Origin of the sequence: Halobaculum sp. D14, from assembly GCF_051195135.1 — an archaeon.
Taxonomy (GTDB): Archaea; Halobacteriota; Halobacteria; order Halobacteriales; family Haloferacaceae; genus JBNTKA01.
In genome coordinates this window covers 299,358-324,057 of sequence record NZ_JBNTKA010000002.1, presented here as the reverse complement: position 1 = coordinate 324,057, position 24,700 = coordinate 299,358, and the positions used below count along the sequence as shown (strand labels likewise).

Annotated in this window: 22 protein-coding genes; 8 read left to right on the top strand and 14 right to left on the bottom strand. The window is 71.2% G+C overall.

All coding sequences use genetic code 11. The features are described from left to right. The first annotated feature begins 97 nt into the window (after positions 1–97). Positions 98–796: an FxLYD domain-containing protein gene (locus ACQUST_RS07400; RefSeq protein ID WP_435126894.1), complete on the top strand. Its 699-nt coding sequence runs from the start codon at positions 98–100 to the stop codon at positions 794–796. Positions 797–904: 108 nt separating this feature from the next. Here ACQUST_RS07400 and ACQUST_RS07395 read toward each other — a convergent pair whose 3' ends face one another. The 7 genes from ACQUST_RS07395 to pth2 all read right to left on the bottom strand — a co-directional run bounded on the left by ACQUST_RS07395 (position 905) and on the right by pth2 (position 8,480). Continuing rightward, positions 905–1,894, bottom strand: a complete 990-nt coding sequence (locus tag ACQUST_RS07395; protein ID WP_435126893.1) for an FAD binding domain-containing protein — start codon at positions 1,892–1,894, stop codon at positions 905–907. A gap of 2 nt (positions 1,895–1,896) precedes the next feature. Next, on the bottom strand, positions 1,897–4,326 hold the full coding sequence (locus ACQUST_RS07390; RefSeq protein ID WP_435126891.1) for a xanthine dehydrogenase family protein molybdopterin-binding subunit: 2,430 nt from the start codon (positions 4,324–4,326) through the stop codon (positions 1,897–1,899). A gap of 3 nt (positions 4,327–4,329) precedes the next feature. Beyond that, positions 4,330–4,992 (bottom strand): (2Fe-2S)-binding protein, encoded by a 663-nt coding sequence (locus tag ACQUST_RS07385; RefSeq protein WP_435126889.1) that lies wholly within the window; start codon positions 4,990–4,992, stop codon positions 4,330–4,332. Between the two features lie 72 nt (positions 4,993–5,064). Continuing rightward, positions 5,065–5,850 carry an XdhC family protein gene (locus ACQUST_RS07380; RefSeq protein ID WP_435126887.1) on the bottom strand — a complete coding sequence of 262 codons (786 nt, stop codon included), beginning with the start codon at positions 5,848–5,850 and terminating at the stop codon, positions 5,065–5,067. A 90-nt stretch (positions 5,851–5,940) separates the two neighbouring features. Beyond that, positions 5,941–7,254 (bottom strand): tRNA pseudouridine(13) synthase TruD, encoded by a 1,314-nt coding sequence (gene truD, locus ACQUST_RS07375; RefSeq protein ID WP_435126885.1) that lies wholly within the window; start codon positions 7,252–7,254, stop codon positions 5,941–5,943. A gap of 127 nt (positions 7,255–7,381) precedes the next feature. Continuing rightward, positions 7,382–8,047 (bottom strand): response regulator, encoded by a 666-nt coding sequence (locus ACQUST_RS07370; protein WP_435126883.1) that lies wholly within the window; start codon positions 8,045–8,047, stop codon positions 7,382–7,384. A gap of 94 nt (positions 8,048–8,141) precedes the next feature. Beyond that, the gene (pth2, locus tag ACQUST_RS07365; RefSeq protein ID WP_435126881.1) at positions 8,142–8,480 is read right to left on the bottom strand and encodes a peptidyl-tRNA hydrolase Pth2; all 339 of its coding nucleotides are present in this window, start codon (positions 8,478–8,480) and stop codon (positions 8,142–8,144) included. Positions 8,481–8,615: 135 nt separating this feature from the next. Here pth2 and ACQUST_RS07360 point away from each other — a divergent pair, with 135 nt between their 5' ends. The 3 genes from ACQUST_RS07360 (at position 8,616) to ACQUST_RS07350 (ending at position 11,007) form a co-directional block, all read left to right on the top strand. Beyond that, positions 8,616–9,338 (top strand): YIP1 family protein, encoded by a 723-nt coding sequence (locus tag ACQUST_RS07360; protein WP_435126880.1) that lies wholly within the window; start codon positions 8,616–8,618, stop codon positions 9,336–9,338. A gap of 71 nt (positions 9,339–9,409) precedes the next feature. After that, a complete protein-coding gene (gene dcd, locus ACQUST_RS07355; protein ID WP_435126878.1) occupies positions 9,410–10,072 on the top strand; it encodes a dCTP deaminase in 663 nt (220 codons plus the stop codon). After that, complete coding sequence (locus ACQUST_RS07350; protein ID WP_435126876.1) at positions 10,069–11,007, top strand: thiamine-phosphate synthase family protein; 939 nt, start codon at positions 10,069–10,071, stop codon at positions 11,005–11,007. The genes dcd and ACQUST_RS07350 overlap by 4 nt, the downstream gene beginning before the upstream one ends. A gap of 82 nt (positions 11,008–11,089) precedes the next feature. Here ACQUST_RS07350 and ACQUST_RS07345 read toward each other — a convergent pair whose 3' ends face one another. After that, positions 11,090–11,245, bottom strand: coding sequence for a DUF7563 family protein (locus tag ACQUST_RS07345; protein WP_435126875.1), 156 nt, complete (start codon positions 11,243–11,245; stop codon positions 11,090–11,092). A 138-nt stretch (positions 11,246–11,383) separates the two neighbouring features. Between ACQUST_RS07345 and ACQUST_RS07340 the strand changes: the two genes are divergently transcribed. Next, positions 11,384–12,409, top strand: a complete 1,026-nt coding sequence (locus ACQUST_RS07340) for a glutathione S-transferase family protein (RefSeq protein ID WP_435126873.1) — start codon at positions 11,384–11,386, stop codon at positions 12,407–12,409. Positions 12,410–12,457: 48 nt separating this feature from the next. Continuing rightward, positions 12,458–13,630 carry a molybdopterin-dependent oxidoreductase gene (locus ACQUST_RS07335; protein ID WP_435126871.1) on the top strand — a complete coding sequence of 391 codons (1,173 nt, stop codon included), beginning with the start codon at positions 12,458–12,460 and terminating at the stop codon, positions 13,628–13,630. A gap of 45 nt (positions 13,631–13,675) precedes the next feature. Here ACQUST_RS07335 and ACQUST_RS07330 read toward each other — a convergent pair whose 3' ends face one another. The 5 genes from ACQUST_RS07330 to ACQUST_RS07310 all read right to left on the bottom strand — a co-directional run bounded on the left by ACQUST_RS07330 (position 13,676) and on the right by ACQUST_RS07310 (position 20,436). Further along, positions 13,676–14,500 (bottom strand): 4-phosphopantoate--beta-alanine ligase, encoded by an 825-nt coding sequence (locus tag ACQUST_RS07330; protein ID WP_435126870.1) that lies wholly within the window; start codon positions 14,498–14,500, stop codon positions 13,676–13,678. Between the two features lie 102 nt (positions 14,501–14,602). Further along, positions 14,603–15,505, bottom strand: a complete 903-nt coding sequence (locus tag ACQUST_RS07325; RefSeq protein ID WP_435126868.1) for a pantoate kinase — start codon at positions 15,503–15,505, stop codon at positions 14,603–14,605. 143 nt (positions 15,506–15,648) lie between these two features. Next, complete coding sequence (gene aspS, locus ACQUST_RS07320; RefSeq protein WP_435126866.1) at positions 15,649–16,953, bottom strand: aspartate--tRNA(Asn) ligase; 1,305 nt, start codon at positions 16,951–16,953, stop codon at positions 15,649–15,651. A 96-nt stretch (positions 16,954–17,049) separates the two neighbouring features. Further along, complete coding sequence (locus ACQUST_RS07315; protein ID WP_435126865.1) at positions 17,050–17,757, bottom strand: phosphoglycerol geranylgeranyltransferase; 708 nt, start codon at positions 17,755–17,757, stop codon at positions 17,050–17,052. 129 nt (positions 17,758–17,886) lie between these two features. Beyond that, a complete protein-coding gene (locus ACQUST_RS07310; RefSeq protein ID WP_435126863.1) occupies positions 17,887–20,436 on the bottom strand; it encodes a DNA topoisomerase I in 2,550 nt (849 codons plus the stop codon). A gap of 226 nt (positions 20,437–20,662) precedes the next feature. Between ACQUST_RS07310 and ACQUST_RS07305 the strand changes: the two genes are divergently transcribed. Beyond that, positions 20,663–22,531, top strand: coding sequence for a S9 family peptidase (locus ACQUST_RS07305; RefSeq protein ID WP_435126861.1), 1,869 nt, complete (start codon positions 20,663–20,665; stop codon positions 22,529–22,531). Positions 22,532–22,648: 117 nt separating this feature from the next. Continuing rightward, complete coding sequence (locus ACQUST_RS07300) at positions 22,649–23,779, top strand: bactofilin family protein (protein ID WP_435126859.1); 1,131 nt, start codon at positions 22,649–22,651, stop codon at positions 23,777–23,779. A gap of 114 nt (positions 23,780–23,893) precedes the next feature. Here ACQUST_RS07300 and ACQUST_RS07295 read toward each other — a convergent pair whose 3' ends face one another. Further along, a complete protein-coding gene (locus ACQUST_RS07295; RefSeq protein ID WP_435126857.1) occupies positions 23,894–24,637 on the bottom strand; it encodes a creatininase family protein in 744 nt (247 codons plus the stop codon). Positions 24,638–24,700 lie beyond the last annotated feature (63 nt).

Genomic DNA, 24,700 nt, shown 5'->3' with positions numbered 1-24,700 from the left:
CGGCGGCGGCGGTCGGTCGTCCGAACCGCCGGCCGTCCGGCCGGGTCGCGGTTCCGGGACCGGCAGCCCCACGGCGCTCCGGCACGTACCCGGCTCCATGACGAACTACCGGGTCGTGCTCGCGGCCGCGGTCGCCTCGGGGCTGCTCGTCTACGGCGGCTTCGTCGGCATCGAGGCGGCCGTCAACGGGACGGTTCCGGCCGCGCCGACGGCCGGCGAGGTGTCGGTGCAGGGGTCGACGGTTCACCTCGACCGGACCGGCCGGCCGACCGTCGTCGGCGAGGTCGCGAACGGCCGGAACGGACCGATAACGAACGTCACGGTCACCGTGACGGGCTACCGGAACGGCGACCGGGTGGCGTCGGCGACACAGCGGACGCTCCGAACGACGATTCCCGCCGGCGCCACCGCGCCGTTCGACGTCCACCTGCCGACCGAGTCCGCGGTCGACGACTACGACGTCTCCGTGTCGTTCCGCGAGGGCGGCGACGTCGACTCGGCGCTCGTCGTCCGGAACCAGCACGTCGAGAGCCGCGGCCAGGACCGCGTCGTCGTCGGCGGCACCGTCGTCAACATCGGCGACCGGCCGCGGGAACTCTCCCGGGTCGTCGCGACGTTCTACGACGCGAACCGGTCGGTCATCGGCGCCCGGCAGTCCCGGCCGACGCGGACGCTCCGGCCCGGCGAGTCCGTGACGGTCAGCGTCCGGTTCCGGACGCTCGGCGACGTGCCGAGTTACGCCCGCCGGTTCGACGACTTCGACCTCGCGGCGGTCGCGAACCGGACGGACGCGTGACTCCCCGGGACTCGAAGAACCGGAAGCGGCGGCAGCGAAAAACGGAGCGCGGGAGGCGTGAGGCGGGACGACGCGGGACGCAGCGCGGACGCGGCGTGAGTCGGCGGGCTACTGGACGCCGGTCAGGGCGCGCTTGACGAGGTTGTCCGCGAGCTGCACCTTGAACTCGTTGTCGGGCTGGGGCGCGGCGTTCGGCAGCACCGTGTCGGACGCCTTGTCGGCGGCGCCCTCGGTGAGCGGCTTCCCGGTGATGGACCGCTCGGCGTTCCGGAGGCGCTTCGGCGTCGGCGCCAGCCCGTTGCTGACCAGCCGGGCGTCCGAGACGGACCCGCCGGACGTTTTGACGGCGGCCGCGATGTTGACGATGGGGAAGTCCCACGACTCGCGGTCGGTGACCTTCTCGAAGTAGAACTTGGCGTCGCGCCAGTCGCTCGGCACCTCGATGTGCGTCAGGATCTCGTCGTGTGCGAGGTCGTTCATCACCGTGATGTTCTCCTCGGGGCCGACGAAGAACTCCGAGAGCGGTTCGCGGCGCTCGCCGCGGGCGCCCTTCACGACGACCTTCGCGTCGAGCGCCATCAGCGCCACCGCGCCGTCCGACGGGTGCGCCGTGATGCACCGCGAGTAGTCGGTGACGGCGTGGTCGCGGGACTCGCCGGTGATGGCGTAGCAGGTGTTGCCGCCGGCGCGGTAGCAGTCGAAGCCGCTCCGGTAGTACCAGCAGCGCGAGTCCTGCGAGAGGTTCCCGCCGATGGTGCCCTGGTTCCGAATCTGCGGCGTCGCGACCTCGCCGACGGCGTCGGCGAGCACCGAGAAGTGGCCGCTGACGGCGCCGTGAGACTCCACGTCGGACAGCGTCGTGAGCGCGCCGATCTTGAGGCCGCCGTCGCTGGTCTCTTCGATACCGGCGAGTTCGTCGATTGGCTTCAGGTCGACGAGTACCTCCGGCATCCGCATCCGGTTTTTCATCCAGTTGATCTCGTCGGTGTTGCCGGCGATGGTCGCGGCGTCGTCGCCGTGTTTCCTCAGCAGTCGTACCGCCTCGTCGACGCTGGTCGCGTCGACGTGCTTCAGCGGCGGAATCATGTCCTGTTGCATGGTCAGATGTCGACCTCCTCGCTTTGAATCTTCTCGAGCACCTCGCTCGGACTCAGCGGGAACGTGTCGAACGTCACGCCGAGCGCGTCACGCGTGGCGCTGGCGACCGCGGCGGCCGCTGCGCCGTACGGCGGCTCACCGACGCCTTTCGCGCCGTGCGGCCCGTACGGGTCGGGGTTGTCGACGCCGCCGGTCTTCAACTCCGTCTCCGAGTAGTCCTGAATCGCCGGCGGCTTGTTCTTGTAGAAGTCAGTGTTCAGCGGAATCCCGGTGTCGTCGTCGTGGAGGTAGTGCTCCATCAGGACGTAGCCGATGGCCTGGACGGTCGCGCCCTCCACCTGCGCTTTGTGCCCCTCCGGGTGGATGATGCGGCCGGAGTCGGCGTAGTTCGCGATCTCCTCGACCGCGACTTCGCCGGTCTGCAGGTCGACGGACACCTCCGCGATACAGCCCGCGAACGACGTCACGAAGCCGTCGAGGTCCTCGGACGTGGACTTCCCGAACGCGACGAGGCTCTCGCCTTTGATGTCCTGTGCGGCCGCGATGGTGAGCGGCACCAGGCTCTCCTGGTACTTCGTCGGCACCGTCTCCGCGGTGTACTTCCCGCCCATCTCGACTGCGGCCTGCGCCGCCTGCGCCAGCGTCATGCTGTCGCCGGTCTGGGTGTTGACGACTTCGCCGCCGGTGACCTCGTAGTCGTCCGGCGCGCCGCCGAGCGTCTGCGACGCGATTTCGCGGAGGTACTCCATCGCGGTCTCTGCGGCCTTCACGTTCGCCAGCCCCGTCGTGAACGTCGTGTTCGAGGAGAACTGGCCGAGCGTGAACGACGCCTGGTCGCTGCGGCCCCACTGCACCTTCACCTGGTCCCACGGGACGTCCATGGTTTCGGCGACCATCCGGGCGACGGCGGCGAACGACTCCGTCCCGAGGTTCCCGGCGCCCTGCCGGACCTCGACGGTGCCGTCGGTGTGGACGGCGACGAGGCCGTCGAAGCCGATGTAGCCGGAGTGGTGGGAGGCGGTGCCGGCGCCGACGCCGTAGATCTTCGAGCCCTCCACGGTCCCGGAGCGCCGGCGTTTCTCCTCGTAGTTGATGTCCTCGGCCGCCATCTCGTACGCCTCCTTCAGGTTGGCGCTCGTGATGGGTGCCCGCGTCGGCCCGGCCGGGTCGCCCTGCGACGGCGTGTTCTGCATGCGGAGCTCCAGCGGGTCGATGCTGGCGACCTCGGCGAGTTCGTCGATGACCTGCGACATCACGAGTCCGCCCTGGTTCTGTCCGGGGCCGCGCTGTGGCCAGCGCTTCGGCGTGTTCGTGAAGACGCCGATGCCGCGGACGCGGAGCGTCTCGGGCTGCCAGCACTGCGAGATGGAGTTGTACGCCGAACTGAGCGTCGAGAGCGCGTCGGCGGAGTACGCCCCGGAGTCCGCGATGCCCTGGATGTCGAGGGCGGTGATCGTGCCGTCGTCGGTGATGCCGACCTTGATTTTCGCGATGAGCGTCGACCGGCCGTTCCCCCAGTGGAACTCCTCTTTCCGGGTGCCGCGAATCTTGACGGGGCGGTTCAGCTCCTTCGACAGCAGCGCCGGGACGCCCATCTGCGGGTAGCTCGTCCCTTTCGACCCGAAGCCGCCGCCGGTGAAGTTGTTGATGAAGGTGAGGTTCGCCGGGCTGACGCCGATCATCGACGCCAGGCCCGTGTGAGTCATGCTCATGCTCTGGCTGGACCCCCACACCTTCACGGAGCCGTTCGACTGCCAGTGCGCGACGGTGGACCGCGGTTCGAGCGGGTTCGTCGCGAACGGCTGGGACTCGACGGTGTCCTCGACGACGTGGTCGGCTTTCTCGAAGCCTTTCTCGACGTCGCCCCACGACCACTTCAGCGGGTACTTCCCCGGGTTCTTCGGGAAGCGCTCGCTGAAGTCGGCGTTCTTCCACTTGATGGTGCCGACGGCGTTGGTGGCGCCGCCCTGCCCCTCGGCGCTCTCGCCGCCGGCTTCGCCGGTCGGCGCGTTCCCCTCCGGGCGGGCGTTCGGCGACCCCGGCTTCAGCGTCTCCACCGGGTCGACGACGTGGTCGAGCACCTCGTACTCGACGTCGATCTCCTCGACCGCCGCCGCGGCCGTGTACTCGTCTTTCGCCGCGACCGCGGCGACCGGGTAGCCGTACACGAGCGGCTCCTCGGCCAGAATCGGCTGGCCGATGTCTGTGCCGGGCACGTCCTTGTACGTGATGACGGCCTCGACGCCCGCCATCTGCTCGGCGGCCGTCGTGTCGATGTCCTGCACCTTCGCGTGCGCGTACGGCGACTTGACCGTCTTGGCGTCGAGCGCGTTGTCGAACAGGTAGTCGTCGGCGTACTTCGCCTCGCCGGTGACTTTCGCGCGGCCGTCCGGAATCTCGAAGTCCTGGCCGACGTACTGGTTGTCCGCCATGAGTTACATCTTCTCCGCTGCGTTCAGCACGCTCTGAATCTCGTTCTCGTAGTTCCCGCACCGGCAGAGGTTCCCGGAGAGCGCCTCTTTGACCTCCTCGCGGGTCGGGTCCGAGTTCTCCTCGAGGAGGTTCTTCCCGGACATGATCATGCCGGGCGTGCAGTAGGCGCACTGCCCGCCGAGCTCCTCGATGAACGACTCCTGAAGCGGGTGGAGTTGGCCGTCGGACTCCAGCCCCTCGATGGTCGTGACGTCCTTCCCGACGGCGTCGCGCGTGAAGTACGTGCAGCCGTAAATCGGGTCGCCGTCGACCTCGACCGTGCAGGCGCCGCACATCGCGCGGTCGCAGCCGAACTTCGTCCCGGTGAGTCCGAGCTTGTAGCGGAGCGTCTCCGCGAGCCGCTCTTGGTCCTCCACCTTCACGAACCGGGTCTTCCCGTTGACGTTCAGTTTGAGCTGGTTCGACACCCGCTCGCGGACGCCCGGCGCCTCGCCGTCCGTCTCCGCGGACGCCTGCCGGATGTTGTTGAACAGGTAGGCGTTGGCGGCGACCAGCGTTCCGCCGATTACCCCCTTGATTATCTGTCGTCGGGAGGGGTCGTCCATCCCTCCGTCCTCACCACCCGCCGGCGGCCCATCACCCGAGGCCTTGCCATCAGCTGCCATGTTAATTACTACGGGAGCGTCGGCTTTAAAGTTGGGTAGCCAGAAGTTCGTGGAGGGAATCCGCGTGAGGCGTCAGGATTCCGCGTCGACGGACGCCGGCTTCCCGTGGCGGACTCGGTTGAGTTCCGCGAGGATGGAGAGCGCGACGTCCGCCGGGTCGCCGCCGCCGACGTCGAGTCCGACCGGGGCGTGCAGCCGCTCCAGCGCGTCCTCGTCGACGCCGTCGTCGAGCAGGCCGTCGCGGACGTGGTCGGCCTTGTCGTCGGAGGCGACGAGGCCGACGTAGTAGGCGTCGCGTTCGAGCGCCTCCTGGGCCGCGATGCGGTCGAAGGTGCCGCTGCGGCTGGCGATGGCGACGGCGGTGTTGGAGGTGACGCCGAACTCGGCGATGCCGTCGTCGTAGTCGCCGCAGAACACCTCGGCGTCCGGGAACCGCTCGGGGTCGGCGAACTCCTCGCGGTCGTCGACGACGCACACCTCGTAGCCCATCTCGTCCGCCATGCGCGCGAGCGGCACCGCGATGTGGCCGCCGCCGGCGACGACGAGCCGCGGCGCGCCGACGACGACGTCGATGAACACGGTCATCTCGCCGCCGCACACCATCCCGGTGTTGCCGTCGCGGCGGAGCTCCCAGTGTTCGGTTCGCGGCTCGCGCTCCTCGATGGCTTCGACGGCGGCCGTCCGCGTCAACTCCTCGACGGTGCCGCCGCCGATGGTGCCGTCCGTAGAGCCGTCTTCGCGGACCAGCATCGTCGCGCCGGGGTCTCGCGGCGTGCTCCCCTCGACGGCCGTGACGGTCGCGAGCGCGACGGTCTCGCCGGCGTCGGCGAGGTCGGCCGCGGTCCGGTAGACGCTCATTACCGTACCGTGGTGTCGCCGCGGACAAATACTGTGGGATTGGCGGGCCCTTCGCCGGCACCGCGCGACGCCCTGCGGGTCGCGGGGGCGCTACAGCCGCTCGGGGTCGCACTTCAGGTACTCGCGCAGGAGCGCCGTCGCGTACGACCCGGAGGGGAGCGCGAACGAGAACACCGGGTCGCCGTCGCGGTCGCCGACGGTCAGGTCGGTGGTGACGAGGACGGCGCGGCGGGTGCCGCTGGACTCGAAGGCGTCGGGGAGCGCGAAGTCGCCGGGGGAGACGCCGAGGTCGTCGAGCACTTCGCGTTCGATGTCGCCGGGTTCGCCGTCCGCGAGTTCGGTGTCGGTGCCGACGAGCGGCGCCGTGACGAACGCGCGGCCGCGGCCGCAGTGCCGGGCGAGCACGTCGACGCGGTCGTCGGTGGCGTGCTGTATCCGGTCCATGTCGGGCTTCGGGAACGCGACGTCGCGTTCGGCGAAACAGCAGACGTCGCCGGCGACGGGCTCCGTGAACGGGAGGCCGCGCCGGAGCCGCTCGCTGAGGATGCGGTTGAAGATGTACGACTGGGCGGCGTTGACGAACAGCCGCTGGAGGTTCGACGGCACCGCCTCCAGCGCCTCGCGCCAGCCGGCGCCCTCGTCGAGCCGGTGGAGCATCGACCGCTCGTACCGCAGCCGGCTCGGCATGGCGTCGAGCGCGGCCGCCCAGTCCGGGTCGTCGGACGCCGCCTCGGCCTCGACGACGCGGCGGGCGCGCTGGGACGCCTCCGGCTCGGCGTCGTGCGGCGACCCGCAGTAGGCGAGGACGGCGCCGCGCCAGTCGCCGCGGACGGCGGCGAGGCCGACCTCGTGCGTGATGGGTCGGCGGCTCCCGAACCGCTGGTGGCCGAAGACGTTCGGGACCGCGACGTCGCCGTCGCCGAACTCGCGGAGCGCCGCCGTGACGGGCGCCGGATCGCCGTCGGCGTCGCGGACCCGAATCTCGAACTCGTTGCCGGCGAGGTCGCCGAACGACAGGGCGCGGCCGACGCGGCCGAGCACGTCGACGTCGGCGCCGCTGACGTCCGGGAGGTCGTCCGGGTCGGCGCCCCGGACCGTGAACAGCTGGGTCGTGACGGCGTGTTTGTCCTTCGTGCCGGCCCACGACACCCGTTCGCGGCTGGCGCCGAGCGCGTCGCTCAGCCGGCCGGCGAAGTCGTTCGTGTCCCAGCCCCGCAGCGTCACGCGGAGCAGGAGGTGCGGGTACGACCCGGGGTCGGCGTCGACGGGCTCGGGCTCCATCCGTTCGCGCTCGCGGACCCGGAAGTCCTCCGGGGCGGCGCGGAGTCGGCCGCCGATGCCGTCGGCGTCGCTGACGTAGAAGTCGACGCCGGTCGCCTGCTCGCGGGGGTGCGCCTCGCGCATTACCGGCCGTTCACGGCGCGCCGAGAAGTGCCTTGCCTGTCGCGGCCGCGGACGGTCCGCGTCTCGTGGCGGAGGTCGCTCTCCCACCCCGCCGCCGGCGCCACCGCGCATCACCGCACGTCGCCCGCTACGTCGAGCCGAAGCCGTCGGCGCCGTTCTCGGCGGCGTCCCCCGGAGCCCCGCCGTTGGTGTCGTCTTCGGCGCCGGCGAACGTGCCTTCCTCCTCGTCCGGGAGGCCGGAGAGCGCCGCCTTCATCGACTCGTGGTCGACGTCGCCGAGCGTGTCGTCGGCCGCCTCGGCGGCCGCCTCCAGTTCGGCTTCCAGCCGCTCGAACGCCTCGCTGTCGGCCAGTTCGCTCTGCGGCTTCGACTGTTCGAGGGTCGCGCGCTTCTCCGCGAGCGAGAACTGCTCGCGCACCGCGTCGTCGTAGTTCGACAGCGCCACCAGCTCGTCGACCGTGTCCAGCAGCTCCTCGCGGCTCACCGGCTTCGTCAGGTACGTGTCGAACGGCATCTCCAGGACGTCGAAGTCCGGGTCGACCGCCGTCACCATCGCGACCCGGGCGTCGTAGCCGGCCTCGCGGATGCGGTCGAGCGCCTCGTCGCCCGACAGCCGCGGCATCCGCCGGTCGAGGAGGACGACGTCCGTGTCGTCGTCGATGGCGTCGAGCGCCTCGTCGCCGTCGTGCGCCGTCGTCACGTCGTAGTCGTCGCCGAGCCAGAGCGCGTACGCCTGCGTCACGTCCTCCTCGTCGTCGACGACGAGCACGGACGGACGGTCGTCTGATGGCATCTCCGTACCGGACGGACGCCCCATTCACTCAAAACGTTAGGGGCCCGAGAAAACGGCACAGGGTTCCGGAGCAACCGCCGAGCGACGGCGGAGTTCAGTACAGCGGGAGGTCGCCGGTGACCTTGTCGACGAGGCTGTCCGGGCCGGGGCCGACGGCGAGCGCCGTCACGGTCCCCGGTTCGAGCTGGGTGTGGCCGGCGTCGCGGACGACGGCGTACGGCAGCCCTTCGCGTTCGGCGACGTCCGCGAGTTCGAACAGCTGCGACTCGCTTTCCCCCTTCAGGACGACCTTCTTCTGCCCGGAGCCTTTCCACTCGCGGCGCGTCCGCTCGTCGGTGTCCTCGTACGCCGACAGCGCGGCGTGAGCGACCTGCGCGGCCAGCTTCCCCTTCCCCATGCCGATGTCGGTCCGCGCGACGATGGCCTGCTTCATACCGGACGTGGCGACGGAGACGGTATAGCTCCTGTCATCGACGCGGTCACCGGTCCGCGTCGCCGGCGGCGGTTCGGCGGCCGTCCGCCCGAGAACTCCAAACACATTTGGCGGGTCGGGAACATCGGTGCGACCATGGCAGGTCCCCGGACGCCCCTCCTCCACCCGCAGGAATACTTCGCCGAACAGTCGTCGGCGCCGCTGCGCGACGCGACAATCGTCGTCGGCGCCGTCGCGGTCTTGTCAGCGGCCGGCGCCAGCGTGCTGCTCCACGAGTTCGCGGCGACGCTCGACGTCATGGTCGAGGTGCAGAACCCGGCGCACACCCCGGAGTGGGTGTGTGAGGGGCCGAATCCGCTGAACACGACGCGCACCGGCTGTGACCCGTCGGTGCCGGAGACCATCGAGCGGCCGCTCGGCGCGCTCCTCCTCGAGGAGTACTCGTGGCTGCCGTGGGCGACGCTCGTCGTGGTGCCGCTGCTGTGGCTGGTGCAGGGCGTAGTGCTCCACGTCGGCAGCGCGATGTTCGACGCGGAAGGCGAGTTCGGGCGGTCGCTCGCGGTCGCGGGCTGGGGGATGGCGCCGAGCCTGGCCCGGCTGTTCGCGGTCGGCGGATTCCTCGTGTACAAACTCCGGACCGCGTCCATCGGCGGGACCCCCGAGAGCGCGGTGCAGGCGCTCGAAGCGGTCGTCGCGACCGTCGGCCCGGCGTCGATGGGCGGCGCGGTCGTGGTCGCGGTGTGGGCCGGCGTGATTCGGACGTACGGGCTGGCCGAACTCCGGGACATCTCCGTCTCGGACGCCGCGGCGCTGGTCGTCGTCACGACCGTCGTCGGGCTGCTGTTCGAACTGGTCTGACCGGCGGCGTCCGAGCGGCGGAAGCGCCGCGGAACGGTTGGTTTACGTCCCCGTGGGCCGGTCGTGGAACCATGATACTGGCGGACACCGACATCCTCGCGCGGCTCCGCGACGGGGACCTCGTCGTCGACCCGCTCGACGACGTCGACATGCAGGTGCAGCCCGCGAGCGTCGACCTCCGTCTCGGCTCGGAGTTCCTAGAGTTCCGCCGCACCAACATCCCGTGCATCCACCCGAACGACGAGCGCGAGGTGGACGAGTACGTCACGGAGACGCACGTCCCGGAGGGCGACGACTTCATCCTCCACCCCGGCGACTTCGTGCTCGGCACCACGAAAGAGCGCGTCGAGATTCCGCCGGACCTCGTCGCGCACGTCGAGGGCCGGTCGTCGCTCGGCCGGCTCGCCATCGTCGTCCACGCCACCGCCGGCCTCTGCGACCCCGGGTTCGAGGGCCGCATCACGCTCGAACTGTCGAACCTCGGGAACGCGCCGGTCGCGCTCTCGCCCGGGATGCGCGTCTCACAGCTCACCTTCACCGAACTGAAGTCGCCCGCCGAACGGCCCTACGGCGTCGAGCGCGGCTCGAAGTACCAGGGGCAGGGCGGCCCGCAGGCCTCCCGCATCGGCGACGACCCCGAGTTCCACGTCGACGGCGACGGCGACGACGCTGTCGGTGCTGGCGGCGGTGCCGGCGGTGCCGCTGACGGCGACTCGGCGGGGGCCGACGGATGAAGTTCGTCGAGGAGGTCGTCGTCGACGAGTTCCTGCCGACGCTCCGGTCGATGCTCGCGGAGGACCTCCGCGGCCGCGGGCTGACCCAGCGCGAGGTCGCCGACCTGCTCGGAATCAGTCAGTCGGCGGTGTCGAAGTACGCCCACGGCGAGGTGAGTCGGCGCCGGGAGGTGCTGGCGGACGACCGCGTCGGCGACGTCGTCGAGCGGGTGGGCGAGGGGCTGGCGTCCGGCGAACTGAGCCGCGTCGGCGCGCTCGTCGAACTGGAGGTGTTCATCCGGCGGCTGGAGGACGGCGACCTGCTCGCCGACCTCCACGAGGAGGCGATGCCGGAGCTGGCGGACGCCGAGTACGACTTCTCGGTGCACGACCCCGAGAGCGGGCTGCGCGAACGCGAGCGGGTGCTGGCGTCGCTGCGCCGCGGCCTCCGGACGCTGACGAACGCCTCCGGGTTCGCCGGCCTGGTGCCGAACGTCGGGTCGAACCTCGTCGAGTGCACCGCCGACGCCGACGACATCGAGGACGTCGCCGCCGTCCCGGGCCGCATCTTCGACGTGAAGGGCCGGGCGTCGGTGCCGGGCGACCCGGAGTTCGGCGTCAGCGAGCACGTCGCCGGCGTCCTGCTGTCGGTGCGCGCCGCCGGCGTCGACGCCCGCGCCGCCGTGAACGTCCGGTACGACGAGGACGTCGTGTCGGCGCTCCGCGACGCCGACGTGCCGACCGTCGAGTTCGACGCGCGCGGCGGCGACGGCGCCGACGTCGAACCCGGCTCGGAGACGAACCCTATCGCGTCGGCGCTCCGCGACGCCGCCGTCGACGCCGACGAACCGTTCGCGGTGTACCAGTCCGGCGGCTTCGGCATCGAACCCATCGTCTACGTGGTCGGCCCGGACGCCCCGACCGTCGCGCGCGCCGTCCGCGACCACCTGCTCTGACCGGGGGACGCGAGTCGCCGCTTCCGACGGCGGCGAGGCGTCGACGGCGACGGGATGCGACGGCGCTGGGTCGCCGCGGCGGTTAGCCGCGGTTCGCTCGCGCCTCCCTGACGTCGGCGCCGTCGCGAACCATGTCGTCACAGCGCGGACACACCCGCGGCCCGGCGGTTTCGTCCGGCGCGAACACCCGCGCGTACCGTTCGGTGACCTCGGCCCCGCAGTTCTGGCACTCGTGCATCACGACTGTCGTCGCGGTGAGCCGCCATAAATTTCAGTGAAAACGGTTTGAAACTCCGTCGGGTGCAGTCGTCGCGGGCGTCTCGGGGCGGCCGCGGCGCCGACCAATTTTTGCCGCGAGGCGCCGAAGGTCCACGCGATGAGCGACGCGACAAACATGCTGGTGGACGGCGAGTGGCGAACCGACGTCCGTCGGGACACGGGCGGCGGCGGGGAGTTCGAGCGCACCGAGACGTCGTTCCGCGACTGGGTCGACGGCGCCGTCCGGGAGGCGGGCGGAGAGCGCGTGGACAACCCGGAGTTCCCGGCCGAACCGGGGCGGTACCACGTCTACATCTGCCGCGCCTGCCCGTGGGCGCACCGCGTCGCGCTCACCCGGTCGCTGAAGGGGCTCGAAGACGAGATATCGCTGTCGCTCGTCCAGCCGGAGCGGTACGACGACGGCTGGGAGTTCAGCGAGGCGCACCCGGACCCGCTGAACAGCGCGCACTACCTCCGAGACGTCTACACGAAAGCCGACCCGGAGTACACGGGCCGCGTCACCGTCCCGGTGCTGTGGGACAAACAGCAGGAGACCGTGGTGAACAACGAGTCCGAGGAGATCATGCGGATGCTCGACACCGCGTTCGACGACCTCGGGAACGGCGTCGACCTCTACCCGGAGGGGTACCGCGAGGAGGTCGACGCCCGCATCGACGACATCTATCCGACCATCAACAACGGCGTCTACCGCGCCGGCTTCGCCGGGACGCAGGAGGCGTACGACGACGCCGTCGACGACCTGTTCGACGCGCTCGACCGCTACGAGGACCTGCTCGGCGAGCAGCGCTACCTCGCCGGCGACCGCCTCACCGAGGCCGACCTCGCGATGTTCGCGACGCTCGTCCGGTTCGACCACGTCTACCACACCCACTTCCGGTGTAACCGCCGCGCGGTCCACGAGTACCCGAACCTCTGGGAGTACACGAAGGACGTCTACCAGACGCCGGGGGTCGCCAAGACGGTGAACGTGGACCACATCACGCGGCACTACTACAAGAGCCACGCCGACCTGAACCCGAAGCGGCTGGTGCCGACCGGCCCCGACATCGACTTCTCCGCGCCGCACCGCCGCGACAGCCTCCCCGGCGGCCCGCCCGAGGAACTGACCGGCGACGCGGCGTGACCCGGCTGCACACCGGAGAACTATGCCGGTAGCGCCCGAACGGCGACCGTGCTTCGGTCCGTCCTGGCCGCGCTGACGCCGCCGCCGCGCGTCGTCGACTGGGCGCTGGCCGTCGGCGTCGCCGTCGCGGTCGGCTCCGGGCTCGCGTCGTTCACCGCGGGGACGCGGAGCGGCGCGTGGCTGTTCTGGCTGCACGCGGCCGTCGGGCTCTCGCTCGCCGCGCTGCTCGCCGCGAAGCTGTGGCGGGTGCGGCGCCGCGTCGTCGACCGCGCCGGCTGGGACGCCGCGACGCCGCTGTCGGTGCTGCAGGCCGCCGTCGCCGTCGCGGCGGTCGCCACCGGGCTGTTCTGGGTGCTCGGCGGGAACGTGCCGCTGTGGGGCTGGACGACGCTGAACCTCCACGTCGGCCTCGGACTGCTGCTGGTGCCGCTCGTCGTCGTCCACCTCCGGGCGCGGTACCACTCGCCGCGCCGCGTCGACGCCGACCGGCGCGCGGCGCTGAAAACCGGGGCGGTCCTCGTCGGCGGCGCGGTCGCGTGGCGCGCCTCCGAGACGGCGGACCGACTCCTCGGCGGCGCCGACCGCCGCTTCACCGGCTCGAAGCCCGTCGGCGACCTCTCCGCGGCCGACACCCGCGGCGGCGACTTCCCGGTGACGTCGTGGGTCGCCGACGACCCCGATCCCGTCGACCGCGACGCCTGGACGCTGACGGTCGCCGGCGCGGTCGACGCCGAACTCGACCTCGGCGTCGACGACGTCGACCGCGCGGGCAACGCGGCCCGCGGCGGCGACGAAGCAGCCGGCGCGGACGCGAGCGCCGACAGCGACGAACCCGCCGACGATGAACCCGCCGTCGGCGGCGCCGCGACGCTCGACGCGACGCTGGACTGCACGAGCGGCTGGTACACGGTGCAGCGCTGGGGCGGCGTCCGCGTCGGCGACCTCCTCGACCGGGCCGGCGTCGCCGACGACGCCCGGTTCGTCCGGTTCGTCTCCGTGACGGGCTACCGGTGGTCGCTCCCGGTCGCGGAGGCGCGCGAGGCGCTGCTGGCGACGCGCGTCGGCGGCGACGAACTCAGTCACGGCCACGGCGCGCCCGCTCGCCTGGTGGCGCCGGGGCGCCGCGGCTTCCAGTGGGTGAAGTGGGTCGAGCGCATCGAGGTGCGGCGGCGCGGCGACCCGGCGCAGTGGCTCGTCACGCTGATTTCTGGGTTCGACTGAGCCGCCGCGCCGGCGGCCGTGCGAGTGCCCGAACGGCCCGCAGAACTACTCCAGGTCGCCGTCGCGGATGGCGCGCTCGGCGTCGCGGAGCGCCGCCTCCCGGTCGAACTCGTCGACGATGCGCCGCAGCGTCTCGTCGTCCGCGTCGGCGAGGTCGCGGGCGTGCGCCGCGATGTTCGGCACCGCGCGGATGATGTTGTCGATGACGGGGACGGCGGCGACCTGCGCGGACCGGCTCATCGGGTTCAGGTCGATGACGATTTCGGTCTTCCCCATCTCGCCGAGCGCCGCGGCGCGGTCGCCGTCCTCCAGCGGGACGACGACGACGTCGGCGTCGCCGATGCCGTCGGCGTCGACCTTGGCGCGCTCGTGTGACAGCCCCGGGATGCGGCCGTCCGCGGTCAGCCCCTTCACCTCGTCGGCGCCGTGCTCGCGGAGGTGGTCGGCGATGGCTTCGACGCGCTCCTCCGTCCGGTTGAACAGGTTCACTTCGACGTCGGCGCCGACGACGTCCGCGAGTTCGACGACCTCCGCCGGGACGAGCGCCGCGACGTTGCCGTTCACGGACACCACCGGGTGGTCGGCGAGCAGCAGGTGGGCGGCGGCGGCGCGCTCGGCGCGGTCGGCGCTGTCGATGGTGCGCTCGCCGAGCAGGTAGTCGAACGCCTCGCCGCGGCCCTCCGCGATGAGCCCCTGCGTCGACGTGATGCCCTTCTCGACGCCGGCCTCGATGCGGTGGCGCGTCAGCAGCGACTCGTACCGCGGGTGGTCTTCGGGGATTTCGGACTCGTGGTCGACCTCGCCGGGGGCGTCCGGGACGTCGGCATCCTCGGCGTCGGAGTCGTCGCCGCCGGAGGTGTCGTCGCTCATGGCTCGGTCTCGGAGACGCGCCGCGAAAAAGCCGGCTATCGGCGACGCCGGTCGGTTCCGGCGCCGCCCGCAGCGCGACCGGGTCGCCGCCGCGCGGCAGGCCTATCGGCCGTCGAGGACCGTGGCGCCGGTCGGGTGCGTCCCGCACCGTTCGGCGTCGTAGCCGGCGTCCGACAGCCCCGTGCCGAGCGCGAACGCGGTGCGGCCGAGCATCGCCATCGACGCCAGGCCGCCCTCCGCCTCGACGGCGTCGACCGCCTCCGCGACCTCCGGGACGAGCAGCCCCGCGTCGCCCGCGAACTCCCGGGACGCCGCGAACAGCTCCTCGACTGACGGCCGACGCATCAGCCGCGTCAGCGCCGCCTCGCCGGCCTCCCGGACCGGGTCGAGGTCGCCGTCCAGCACCTCCGCGGTCGACAGTTCGCCGAACGTGACGTACTCGACGGTGGGCCGCGCCGGCAGCCCGTCGAAGTGGCCGTACGTCGGCGCGCCCGGCTCCAGCCGAATCGGGAGGCCGCCGCGGAACTGCGCGACGACGTCGCCGAGCCCGGTTCCGGCCTCCACCTCCGCGACGTGCGCAGCGTTCACCAGCCCGTTCTCGGAGCGCTGCAGGTCGAACAGGTCGTTCGCCGCGAGCGCCGTCGCGAGCGCCGCCGCGCCGGAGACGCCGAACCCGGCGCCGACCGGGAGGTCCGTCGTCACCTCCACCTCGGCGGGCGCCGTGTCGGTGCCGACGCCGAGCGCGTCCAGCGTCAGCGACACGGCCTCCATCTCCGCCGGAACGCCGTCGAGGACCACGTCGCTGTCGCGGTCGCCGGCGGCGCCGCCAGCGCCGCTCCCGGTCTCGTCGGCCGCGTCGTCGCCGCGGCGCACCGTCACCTCGACGCCGTCGGCGAGTGCGAGGCCGGCGCCGCGCGACCCGGCGCGGGCCGGCGAGTCGTCGGGGTACGGTGCGAAGAAGGCCGTGACGTGTCCCGGCGCGAACGCGGTCGCCTCGTCGGTCATCGTCCGTACCTGACGCGGCGGGTAAGTATCGGTTGTGGAACGCGACGGCCGACCCGGAACCGAAATCAGGGGTCTGAGTCGGCGTCGAAAGTCGGTTCGGCGAGCCGAGCCGCCGCCGGAAAACCGGGGCGTGGCGGGCGGCGCTACGGGCTGAGCCGCTGGCGGTCGCGCGGGAACAGGACGGCTTCGCGGATGTTCTCCAGCTCGAGGACGGTCATGACGAGCCGCTCTGCGCCCATCCCCCAGCCGGCGTGCGGCGGCATGCCGTACCGGAACATCTTCGTGTAGTACTCGAACTCCTCGGGGTCGAGCCCCTGCTGTTCGAAGCCCTCGATGAGCTTCTCGTGGCGGTGTTCGCGGGCGCCGCCGGAGACGAGCTCCATCCGCGGATGCATCATGTCGAAGCCGGTCGACAGCTCCTCGTCGTCGTCGTGGTCCTTGATGTAGAACGGCTTGACCTCGCTGGGCCAGTCGGTGATGAAGTAGTGCTCGCCGACCTCCTGCCCGAGGACGTGTTCGGCCTCAGTCGACAGGTCGTCGCCCCAGACGAGGTGCTCGTCGAGTTCGCCGGTCGCGTTGATGCGTTCGAGCGCCTCCTCGTAGCTCAGCCGCGGGAAGTCGCCGTCCGGCACGTCGAACTCCTCGGCCATGCCGAGCGCTTCGAGCTGCTCCTCGCAGTTCTCCGCGACGGCGTCGTAGGCGGCGGTCGTGACGGCCTCCGCGGCGTCCATCGCCTCGTGGTGGTCGCAGAACGCGCCCTCGAAGTCGATGCTGTGCGCCTCGTTGAGGTGCCGCGGCGTGTTGTGCTCTTCCGCCCGGAAAATCGGGCCGATTTCGAAGACGCGCTCCAGCCCGGAGCCGGCCATCAGCTGCTTGAACAGCTGCGGGCTCTGGTTCATGAACGCCTCCTCGCCGAAGTACGTGATGGGGAACAGCTCCGTGCCGCCCTCGGTCCCGGTCGCGACGATTTTCGGCGTGTTGATCTCTGTGCAGCCGAGCGCGCGGAACGTGTCGCGGGCGGCGCGCAGAATCTCGGCGCGAATCTCGAAGATGGCTTTCACTTCGTCCTTCCGGAGGTCGAGCGTGCGGTTGTCGAGCCGCGTCGGAAGCTCCGCGTCCACCTTCCCGGACGGGTCGAGCGGCAGTTCGGGGTCCGCGGCGGCCAGCACGTCGATGGACTCCGGGACGACCTCGACGCCGGTCGGCGCCCGCGGCTCCTCCTTGACGGTGCCGGAGACGGACAGCACCGACTCGCGGTGGGCGTCCAGCCCGGTTTCGACGAGGTCGTCGTCCATCTCGTCCTTCTCGAATTTCACCTGGATCTTCCCGGAGGTGTCGCGCAGAATGAGGAACGCGATGCCGCCGAGGTCCCGCTTTTCGTGCACCCAGCCGGCGACGGTGACCTCGTCGCCCGGCTCGGCGTCGGCCGTGTAGGTTCGACCTTCCATACGAGGCTGTTCCGGCGTGCGGGGCTTAAAGTCGGTCGATTCCCGACACCGACCCTCCCGAACGACGATGTGAATCAGCGACGGCCGCGACGACGCCTATTCGTATGCGTCCTTGACGCCGTCGACGGTTTCGCGGACGGCGTCGACGCCTTCGTCGTGCAGCAGGTCGCCGACGACGACGGTGTCGGCGTAGCGGCCCATCTCGTTCGCGGAGTCGTAGTCGTGGATGCCGCCGCCGTAAAACAGCGTGGCGTCGTCGAGCGCGTCCTGCGCCGCGCCGACGACGTCGGTGTCGCCGAACGTGCCGGAGTACTCGACGTAGACGATGTCCTGGCCGAACATCCGCTCGGCGACGCGGGCGTACGCCGCCACCTCCTCGGCGTCGAGGTCGCAGTCCGCGCCTGTGAGCTCTGCGACCGACGCGTCCGGGTTCATCACGATGTACGCCTCCGTGTGCGTCCGGTCCCAGTCCATCTCGTCGGCGATGCGGACCCACTCCTTGTGCGCGCCGGTAATCCAGAACGGCTCGCCGGCGTTGAACACCGTCGGAATCAGGTAGCCGTCGAGCGCGTCCGCGCCGGTGACGACGCCCGGATTCGACGGCTCCTGAAACAGCGGCACGTCGTGTTCGGCGCAGGCCGCCACCACCCGGTTCATCTTCTCCTCCGTGATGTCGAGGGTGCCGCCGATCTCGATGGCGTCGGTGCCGGTCTCGCAGACGTCCGCGAACGTGTCGTCCCCGTAAAGCTCCTTGTCGGGATCCACTTTCAGAACGTGGTCCCAGTCGTCCCACGGCGTACTCATTCGTGGCGAGGCATGGTCTGAGGAGGGCTAAAAAGGGCGCGGATTGCGGGTGTCCGGCGGGCGTCGCGGACGACGATTCCCGGTCGTCCGGCGACGGCCGGCGCAGGTGTCGACGAGGCGCGGAGCGGGTCAGTCCGCTTTCGCCTGCCAGTCGCGGACGGTGTCGGGGCCGATGCCGTCGACGTCGGCGGCGAGTTCGTCGGGTTCGACGTCTTTGAGCGAGGAGACGTCTTCGACGCCGGCGTCTTTCAGTTTCTCTGCGGTCTTGGCGCCGATGCCGTCGATTGTTTCGAGTTCGGAGCCGGCCTGCCGGGACTGGTACTCGCGGTAGTTGCAGATTGGGCAGCCGAGCTCCCAGGGTTCGTCGCCGGAGTGGACGACGAGGTGCGGGAGGCCGTGTTCGTCGCACTCCTCGTCGGTGACTTCGATGTCGCCGCGGCGCGGCAGCGGCAGCGAGTACTCGCAGTCAGGGTAGCGGGTGCAGCCGACGAGGCGGGCGCCGCTGCGGAGCCGCTTGATGGCGAGTTCGCCGGCGTGCTCGTCGCCGCACTCGGGGCAGTCGCCGATGACGATGTCCTCCTCCTCGTCGGCCTCGTCGGCCTTGCACTGCGGGCAGCCGTGGACGAACGTCTTGCGGCCGGCGAGCATCTTGACGTGGTGGAGGCCGTGTTCGTCGCACTCCTCGTCGAGGATGAGCGGCTTCCCGGTGGAGGGGAGCGGCAGCGTGTACTCGCAGTCCGGGTAGCCGTCACAGCCGACGAAATAGGAGCCGTGACGGCTCTTCCTGACGAGCAGCTCCTCGCCGCAGTCCGGGCACGGGCCGAGCTGCTTGTCGGCTTTCAGCGACGTCTGGAGCAGGTCGCCGACCTCCTCGCGGGAGTCGGTGAGGCCGTCGAAGACGGCGTCGAGCATCTCGCGCGACTCGTCGGCGACCTCGTCGTACGTCTTCTCGCCGCGCGCGATGGCCTGCATGTCCTGTTCGAGCTGTGCCGTCATCTCGTCGCTGACGATGCGGTCGGCGAACTGCTCTGACGCCTCGACGACCGCCTCGGCGAGCTTCGTGGGCCGCGGCGGGTCGCCCTCGATGTAGCCGCGGTCGTACAGTTTCTGGATGACGTTGTGGCGGGTGGACTTGGTGCCGACGCCGAGGTCCTCCATGGTTTCGATGAGCCGTGACTGGCCGTACCGGCGCGGCGGCTGCGTCTGCTTCTCCTCCAGCCGGGTGTCCGACACGGAGAGCGTCTCGCCCTCTTCGACGCCGGGGACGTAGCTCTCGTTCGTGGAGAAGTACGGGTAGACGTCGTGGTAGCCGGCCTCGACGAGCCGCTTCCCGTTGCTCTTCAGCGACAGCGTGTCGTCGTCGTTGACGCCGGCGTCGGCCGCCGGGACCTGCGTGACGACGCGGAGGTGCTCCCACGTCGCGTCCGCGGCGACCGTCGCGAAGAAGCGCCGCACCACCAGCTCGTACACCTCCCATTCGTCCTCGGAGAGCTCGGACGCCGACGGGAGTTCGCCGGTCGGGTGAATCGGCGGGTGGTCGGTGGTCTCCTCGTCGCCCTCGGTCGGCGTGATGTCCTCCTGGTCGAGCAGCGACTCGGCGTCGTCGCCGAACTGCCGGGCGCCGCTGAGGTCGTCGAGCAGGTCGCGCTCGTCGAGGTCGTCCGGGTACACCGTGTTGTCGGTCCGCGGGTACGTGATGTAGCCGGCGGTGTAGAGGTCCTCGGCGATGCTCATCGCGCGCTGAGCGGAGTAGCCGATGGAGGAGGCGGCGCGGATAAACTGCGTCGTGTTGAACGGCGCGGGCGGCTCGTCCGTCCGGGTGCGGCGCCGAACGGAGTCGACGGTCGCGGAGTCGGCGGCCGACAGCGCCTCGTACACCTGCTCGGCGACGACCTGGTCCCAGACGCGTTCGGCCTCCGTGCCGTCGTCGTCCTCGTAGAAGTACTGCGCCTCGAACGCCTGGTCCGCGGCGTCGTCTGCGTCGTCCGCGACGTTGCCGTCGCGTTTCAGCAGGTCGGCGAACAGCTCCCAGTAGTCGTCGGGGTCGAACGCCTGGATTTCGCGTTCGCGGTCGACGATGAGTTTCAGCGTCGGCCCCTGCACCCGGCCGACGGAGATGAAGTCCTCGCCGAGCTGCCGCGCCGACAGCGACAGGAACCGGGTGAGCGCGGCGCCCCACACGAGGTCGATGACCTGCCGTGCCTCGCCGGCGGCCGCGAGGTCGAAGTCGATGTCGTCGGGGTTCTCGAACGCCTCCGTCACCTCCCGCTCCGTGATGGAGGAGAACCGGACGCGGTCAACCGGGACGTCCTCGTTCACTTCGCGGACGAGTTCGTACGCCTCCTTCCCGATGAGTTCGCCTTCGCGGTCGTAGTCGGTCGCGATGACGACCCGGTCGGCGTTCCGGGCGAGCAGCCGCAGCGCCCGGACGATGTTCTCCTGAGTCGGCCGCTTCTGCACCGGCGCGTCGATGAGTTCGACCGGCTCGACGTCCCGCCAGTCGTCGTACTCCGGCGGGAAGTCCACGCCGACGACGTGGCCGGACAGCCCGATGCAGCGCGTCCCGCCCCACCGGTAGACGTTCACCCCGGCCTGCCGCTCGGAGTCGTACGACCCGCCGGAGAGGATTTCGGAGATCCGCCGCGAGGCGTTGTCCTTCTCCGTGATGATGAGCTCCATTCGTTGCGGGAAGATAGGCCGATTCACCTTCTAAAGGTTTCGCGCTCGGAACTCCCGCCCCGGAACGACCACGGAACGGCCACTGAAGGGTCACGCGAGTTCGTCGGCGACCTGGTTCGCCGGCGGTTCGGTTCCCGCCAGCCCGATTCGTCGGCGGTCCGGTTCCCCGCCAGCCCGGTTCGCCGGTGGCCCAATCCTTTACCCGCGGCCCGTCGGCGGTACAGCCATGAGCGACTCCGACACCGACGACGCTGGCGGCGGCGCCGCCCCCGACTACGGCGTCGCGCGCTTCCTCGCCATCGAACACGTGGACTCGCCGACGTTCACGCCGGCCGGCCGGCTGCTGTTCCTCGCGGACACGTCCGGGACGCCGCAGGTGTGGACGACCGAAGCCGCCGGGACGTGGCCGACGCGGCTCACGCCGCACGAGGAGCGCGTCTCGGCGGTCGCGGCGTCGCCGACCGACGAGGCGTTCGTGTACGCGATGGACCGCGGGAGCGACGAGCGCGACCAGCTCCGCCACTACGACCTCGACACCGGCGCGGACTCGGCGCTCACCGACGACCCCGAGTCGAAACACGACTGGGGCGCCTGGGGGCCGGACGGCGACCGCGTCGCCTACACCGCGAACCGCGACGCGGACGGCCGGTTCGACGTGTACGTCCAGCGGCTCGACGGCGACCCCGAACTGGTGTACGAGGGGCCGGGCGGCTGGCTCTCCGTCGAGGCGTTCGGCCCGGACGGCGAACTGCTCGCCGTGACGAAGCCGCACAGCAGCTACGACGACGAACTCGCCGTGCTCGACCTCGACATCGGGGCGTCGACGACGCTGTCGGACGGCTCGGAGGCGACGTACAGCCACGTCCACTTCGGCGACGACGGCGGGCTCTACTGCGTCACGAACCACGGCGCCGACACCGCCTACGTCGCCCGCGTCGACCCGGCGGAGAGCGCCGACGGCGCCACCGCCATCACGCCGGTCGCCGGCCACGACGACGCGCTCGGCGAACCCGGCACCGACGCCTGGGACGTCGACTCGTTCGCGTACGACCGCGAGACGGGCCGCTGCGCGTTCACGGTGAACGAAGGCGGCTACTCGGCGGTCCGCGCCGGCGTCCTCGACGGCGACGAGTTCACCGCGGCCGCGGCGCCGACGGTCGACGGCGTCGTGCAGGGAGTCGCGTTCGACGGCGACGCCGCGCGCTACGCGTACACCCACACGGCGCCGACGGAGCCGTACGGCGTCCACGTCGCCGCGTTCGACGACGCGGACGGCACGGACTGGACGCCGGTCGGCACGAACGGCCTGCCGTCCGCGGCGTTCCACGACGCCGAGACGGTGCACTACGAGACGTTCGACGGCCGCGAGATTCCGGCGTACTGGACGGCGCCGCCGGCGGCCGACGCCGACGACCCGGCGCCGGTCATCGTCGACATCCACGGCGGCCCGGAGCACCAGCGCCGCCCGTGGTTCTACCCGGTGAAGCAGTTCTTCGTGAACCGCGGCTACGCCGTCCTCGAACCGAACGTCCGCGGCTCCGCCGGCTACGGGAAGGCGTACAGCCACCTCGACGACGTGGAAAAACGGATGGACTCGGTCGCGGACGTCGCCGCCGCCGTCGACTGGCTCGCCGACCGGCCGGCGGCCGACACCGACCGCGTCGTCGCCTACGGCCGGTCGTACGGCGGCTTCATGGTGCTCGCCGCCATCACCGAGTACCCCGACCTGTGGGCGGCCGCCGTCGACTTCGTCGGCATCGCGGACTTCACGACGTTCCTCGAGAACACCGGCGAGTGGCGGCGCAGCCACCGCGAAGCCGAGTACGGCAGCCTCGACGACGACTACGACTTCCTCAAGTCGGTGTCGCCGCTCACCCACATCGACAACGTCGCCTGCCCGCTGTTCGTCCAGCACGGCGCCAACGACCCGCGCGTCCCGGTCGAGGAGACCGAGCAGGTCGTCGACGCGGTCCGCGAGCAGGGCGTCCCCGTCGAGCACCTCGTGTTCGACGACGAGGGCCACCACACCACGTCCCGCGAGAACCGCATCGAGGAGTTCGAAGCCATCGCGTCGTTCCTCGACGAGCACGTCTGACGGCGCCGCGACCGCAGCGACGACCCGCCCGGATTCGCCGCGCAGCAGCGGGCTGCGCCGAGATAGCACGCATCCGACGCTAGTTTATCGTCTCCAGCGGCGTCGGGACAGCCGAACATGAACCTCTCCGTTTCGCGGCTGTTCGCGGTGCTGTTCGTCGTCCTCCTCGTCGCCGTCGCGCCGGCGGCGGCCGACGAGCGGGTCGGCGGGGCCGTCGTCGTCGCCGCCGGCGAAACCGTCGACGGGACCCTCGACGCGGTCGGCGGCACCGTCGTCGTCTACGGGACTGTCGACGGCGACGTCAACGCCGTCGGCGGCACCGTCCAGATTGCGCCCTCCGGCGTCGTCACCGGCGACCTCCTCGGGTCGGGCGGCGCCGTCACCATCGAAGGCCGCGTCGACGGCGACGTCGACGTCGGCGCCGGCGCGTTCGCGCTCCGCGAGTCCGGCGTCGTCGGCGGCGCCCTCGACGTCGGCGCGGGCGACGTCGTCATCGACGGCGCCGTCGCGGGCGACGTCCGAATCGGTGCCGACCGCGTCCGCATCGGCCCGACCGCGGCCGTCGGCGGCAGCGTCACGTACGACTCCGACGACTTCGCGTACGCCGGCAGCGGCGTCGCCGGCACGGTCAGCCGCGCCGACCTCGGCTACGGCGGCAGCGTCGTCGGCTTCGACGGCGGCCCCGGCGGCCTGTTCGCCGTCCCGTCGTGGGTCGGCGTCGCCTACCGGACGCTCGCCCACCTCGCGCTCGGCGCGCTGTTCGTCCTCGTCGCCCCGAAGTTCGCCGCCGACGTCCGCGACGCCGGCTTGACCGACGCGGCGCGCAGCGGCGGCATCGGGCTGCTCGCGCTCGTCGGCGTCCCGCTGGCGCTGGTGCTGGTCGCAGTCACCGTCATCGGCATCCCGCTGGCGCTGCTCGGCGGCGCGGCGTACGCGCTGCTGCTGTGGGCCGGCCTGGTGCTCGGCGCGTACACGTTCGGCGCCTGGGCGCTCCGCGCCGCCGACGCCGACGCCGACGCCGACGCCGACAGCGACTCGGCGTGGCGGGCGCTCGCCGTCGGGCTGCTCGTCGTCGCACTCACACAGTTCGTCCCCGGCGGCGGCCTGCTCCGACTCGCCCTGACGCTCGTCGGCGTCGGCGCCGTCGTCACCGTCGTCCGCGCCCGCTACGACGGCCGCGACGGCGACACCGGCACCGGCCCCGCCGGCCGACCCTCGAACCCCGAAGGCGACGACGTCGCCGCCTGAACACCCGCAGAACTAATTTCCGGACTCGCCGCGTTTCGCTTCCTCACGCACCGCCACGCACCGCTACGGACCGCTCCGCGCGTCGGTCGCCGGCCGTGAGTTCCCGTTCGCGGTTCACCAGCCGTCGTCGATGTCGTCGCGCAGCGCCGAGAGGATGCTGTCAGTGGTGTCGGCGACGACGTCCTCCATGAACTCCGGGTCGGAGTTCGTCGGGTCGCCGAGGCCGCCGAGTTCGGTGACGTCGTCGAAGTACGTCCACGACCGGGTCTTCGGCATCTCGGCTGCGTCTTGCGGCTGCTTCTTCTCCTGTTTGACGAGGTCGGGGCGGAACAGTTCCACGAACGATGTCTCGTGGTCGCCGGCGTGCCCCCAGTCGTCGCCGAACTCGGCTTCGAGTTCGTCGCGGGCGAAGTCGGTCCAGTGGACGAAGTGCGCCGCGAGGTCGGTGTCGCGGTTCAGCCGGTCGGTGGCGAGGTCGAGCGCCTGCTTGTTGCCGCCGTGGCAGTTCAAGAACAGGACGCGGTCGACGCCGTGGGCGGCGAGCGACTCGCCGACGTCGACGAGGACGGACTTGTAGGTGTCCTGGCTCAGCGTCACGGTGCCGGGGAACCGCATGTGGTGTTCGGAGTCGCCGTACGGCAGCGTCGGCAGCCGGACGAACTCCAGGTCGTGGTCGGCGGCGGCGTCCACCAGCTCCGCCGACAGGTGGTCCGCGCGCAGCGTGTCGACGGACACCGGGAGGTGCGTGGAGTGCTGCTCGGTGCTGCCGGTCGGCTGAATCACGCAGTCGGCCGACAGCAGCGACTCGCCGGCGTCCTCCCACGTCATCGTGTGCAGGTCGTCCGCGGTTTCGGGCATACCGGTCCCGGCTCCCCCAGCACCCAAAACCCTCCGGGAACCGGCGACCCGTCCGCGACGCCG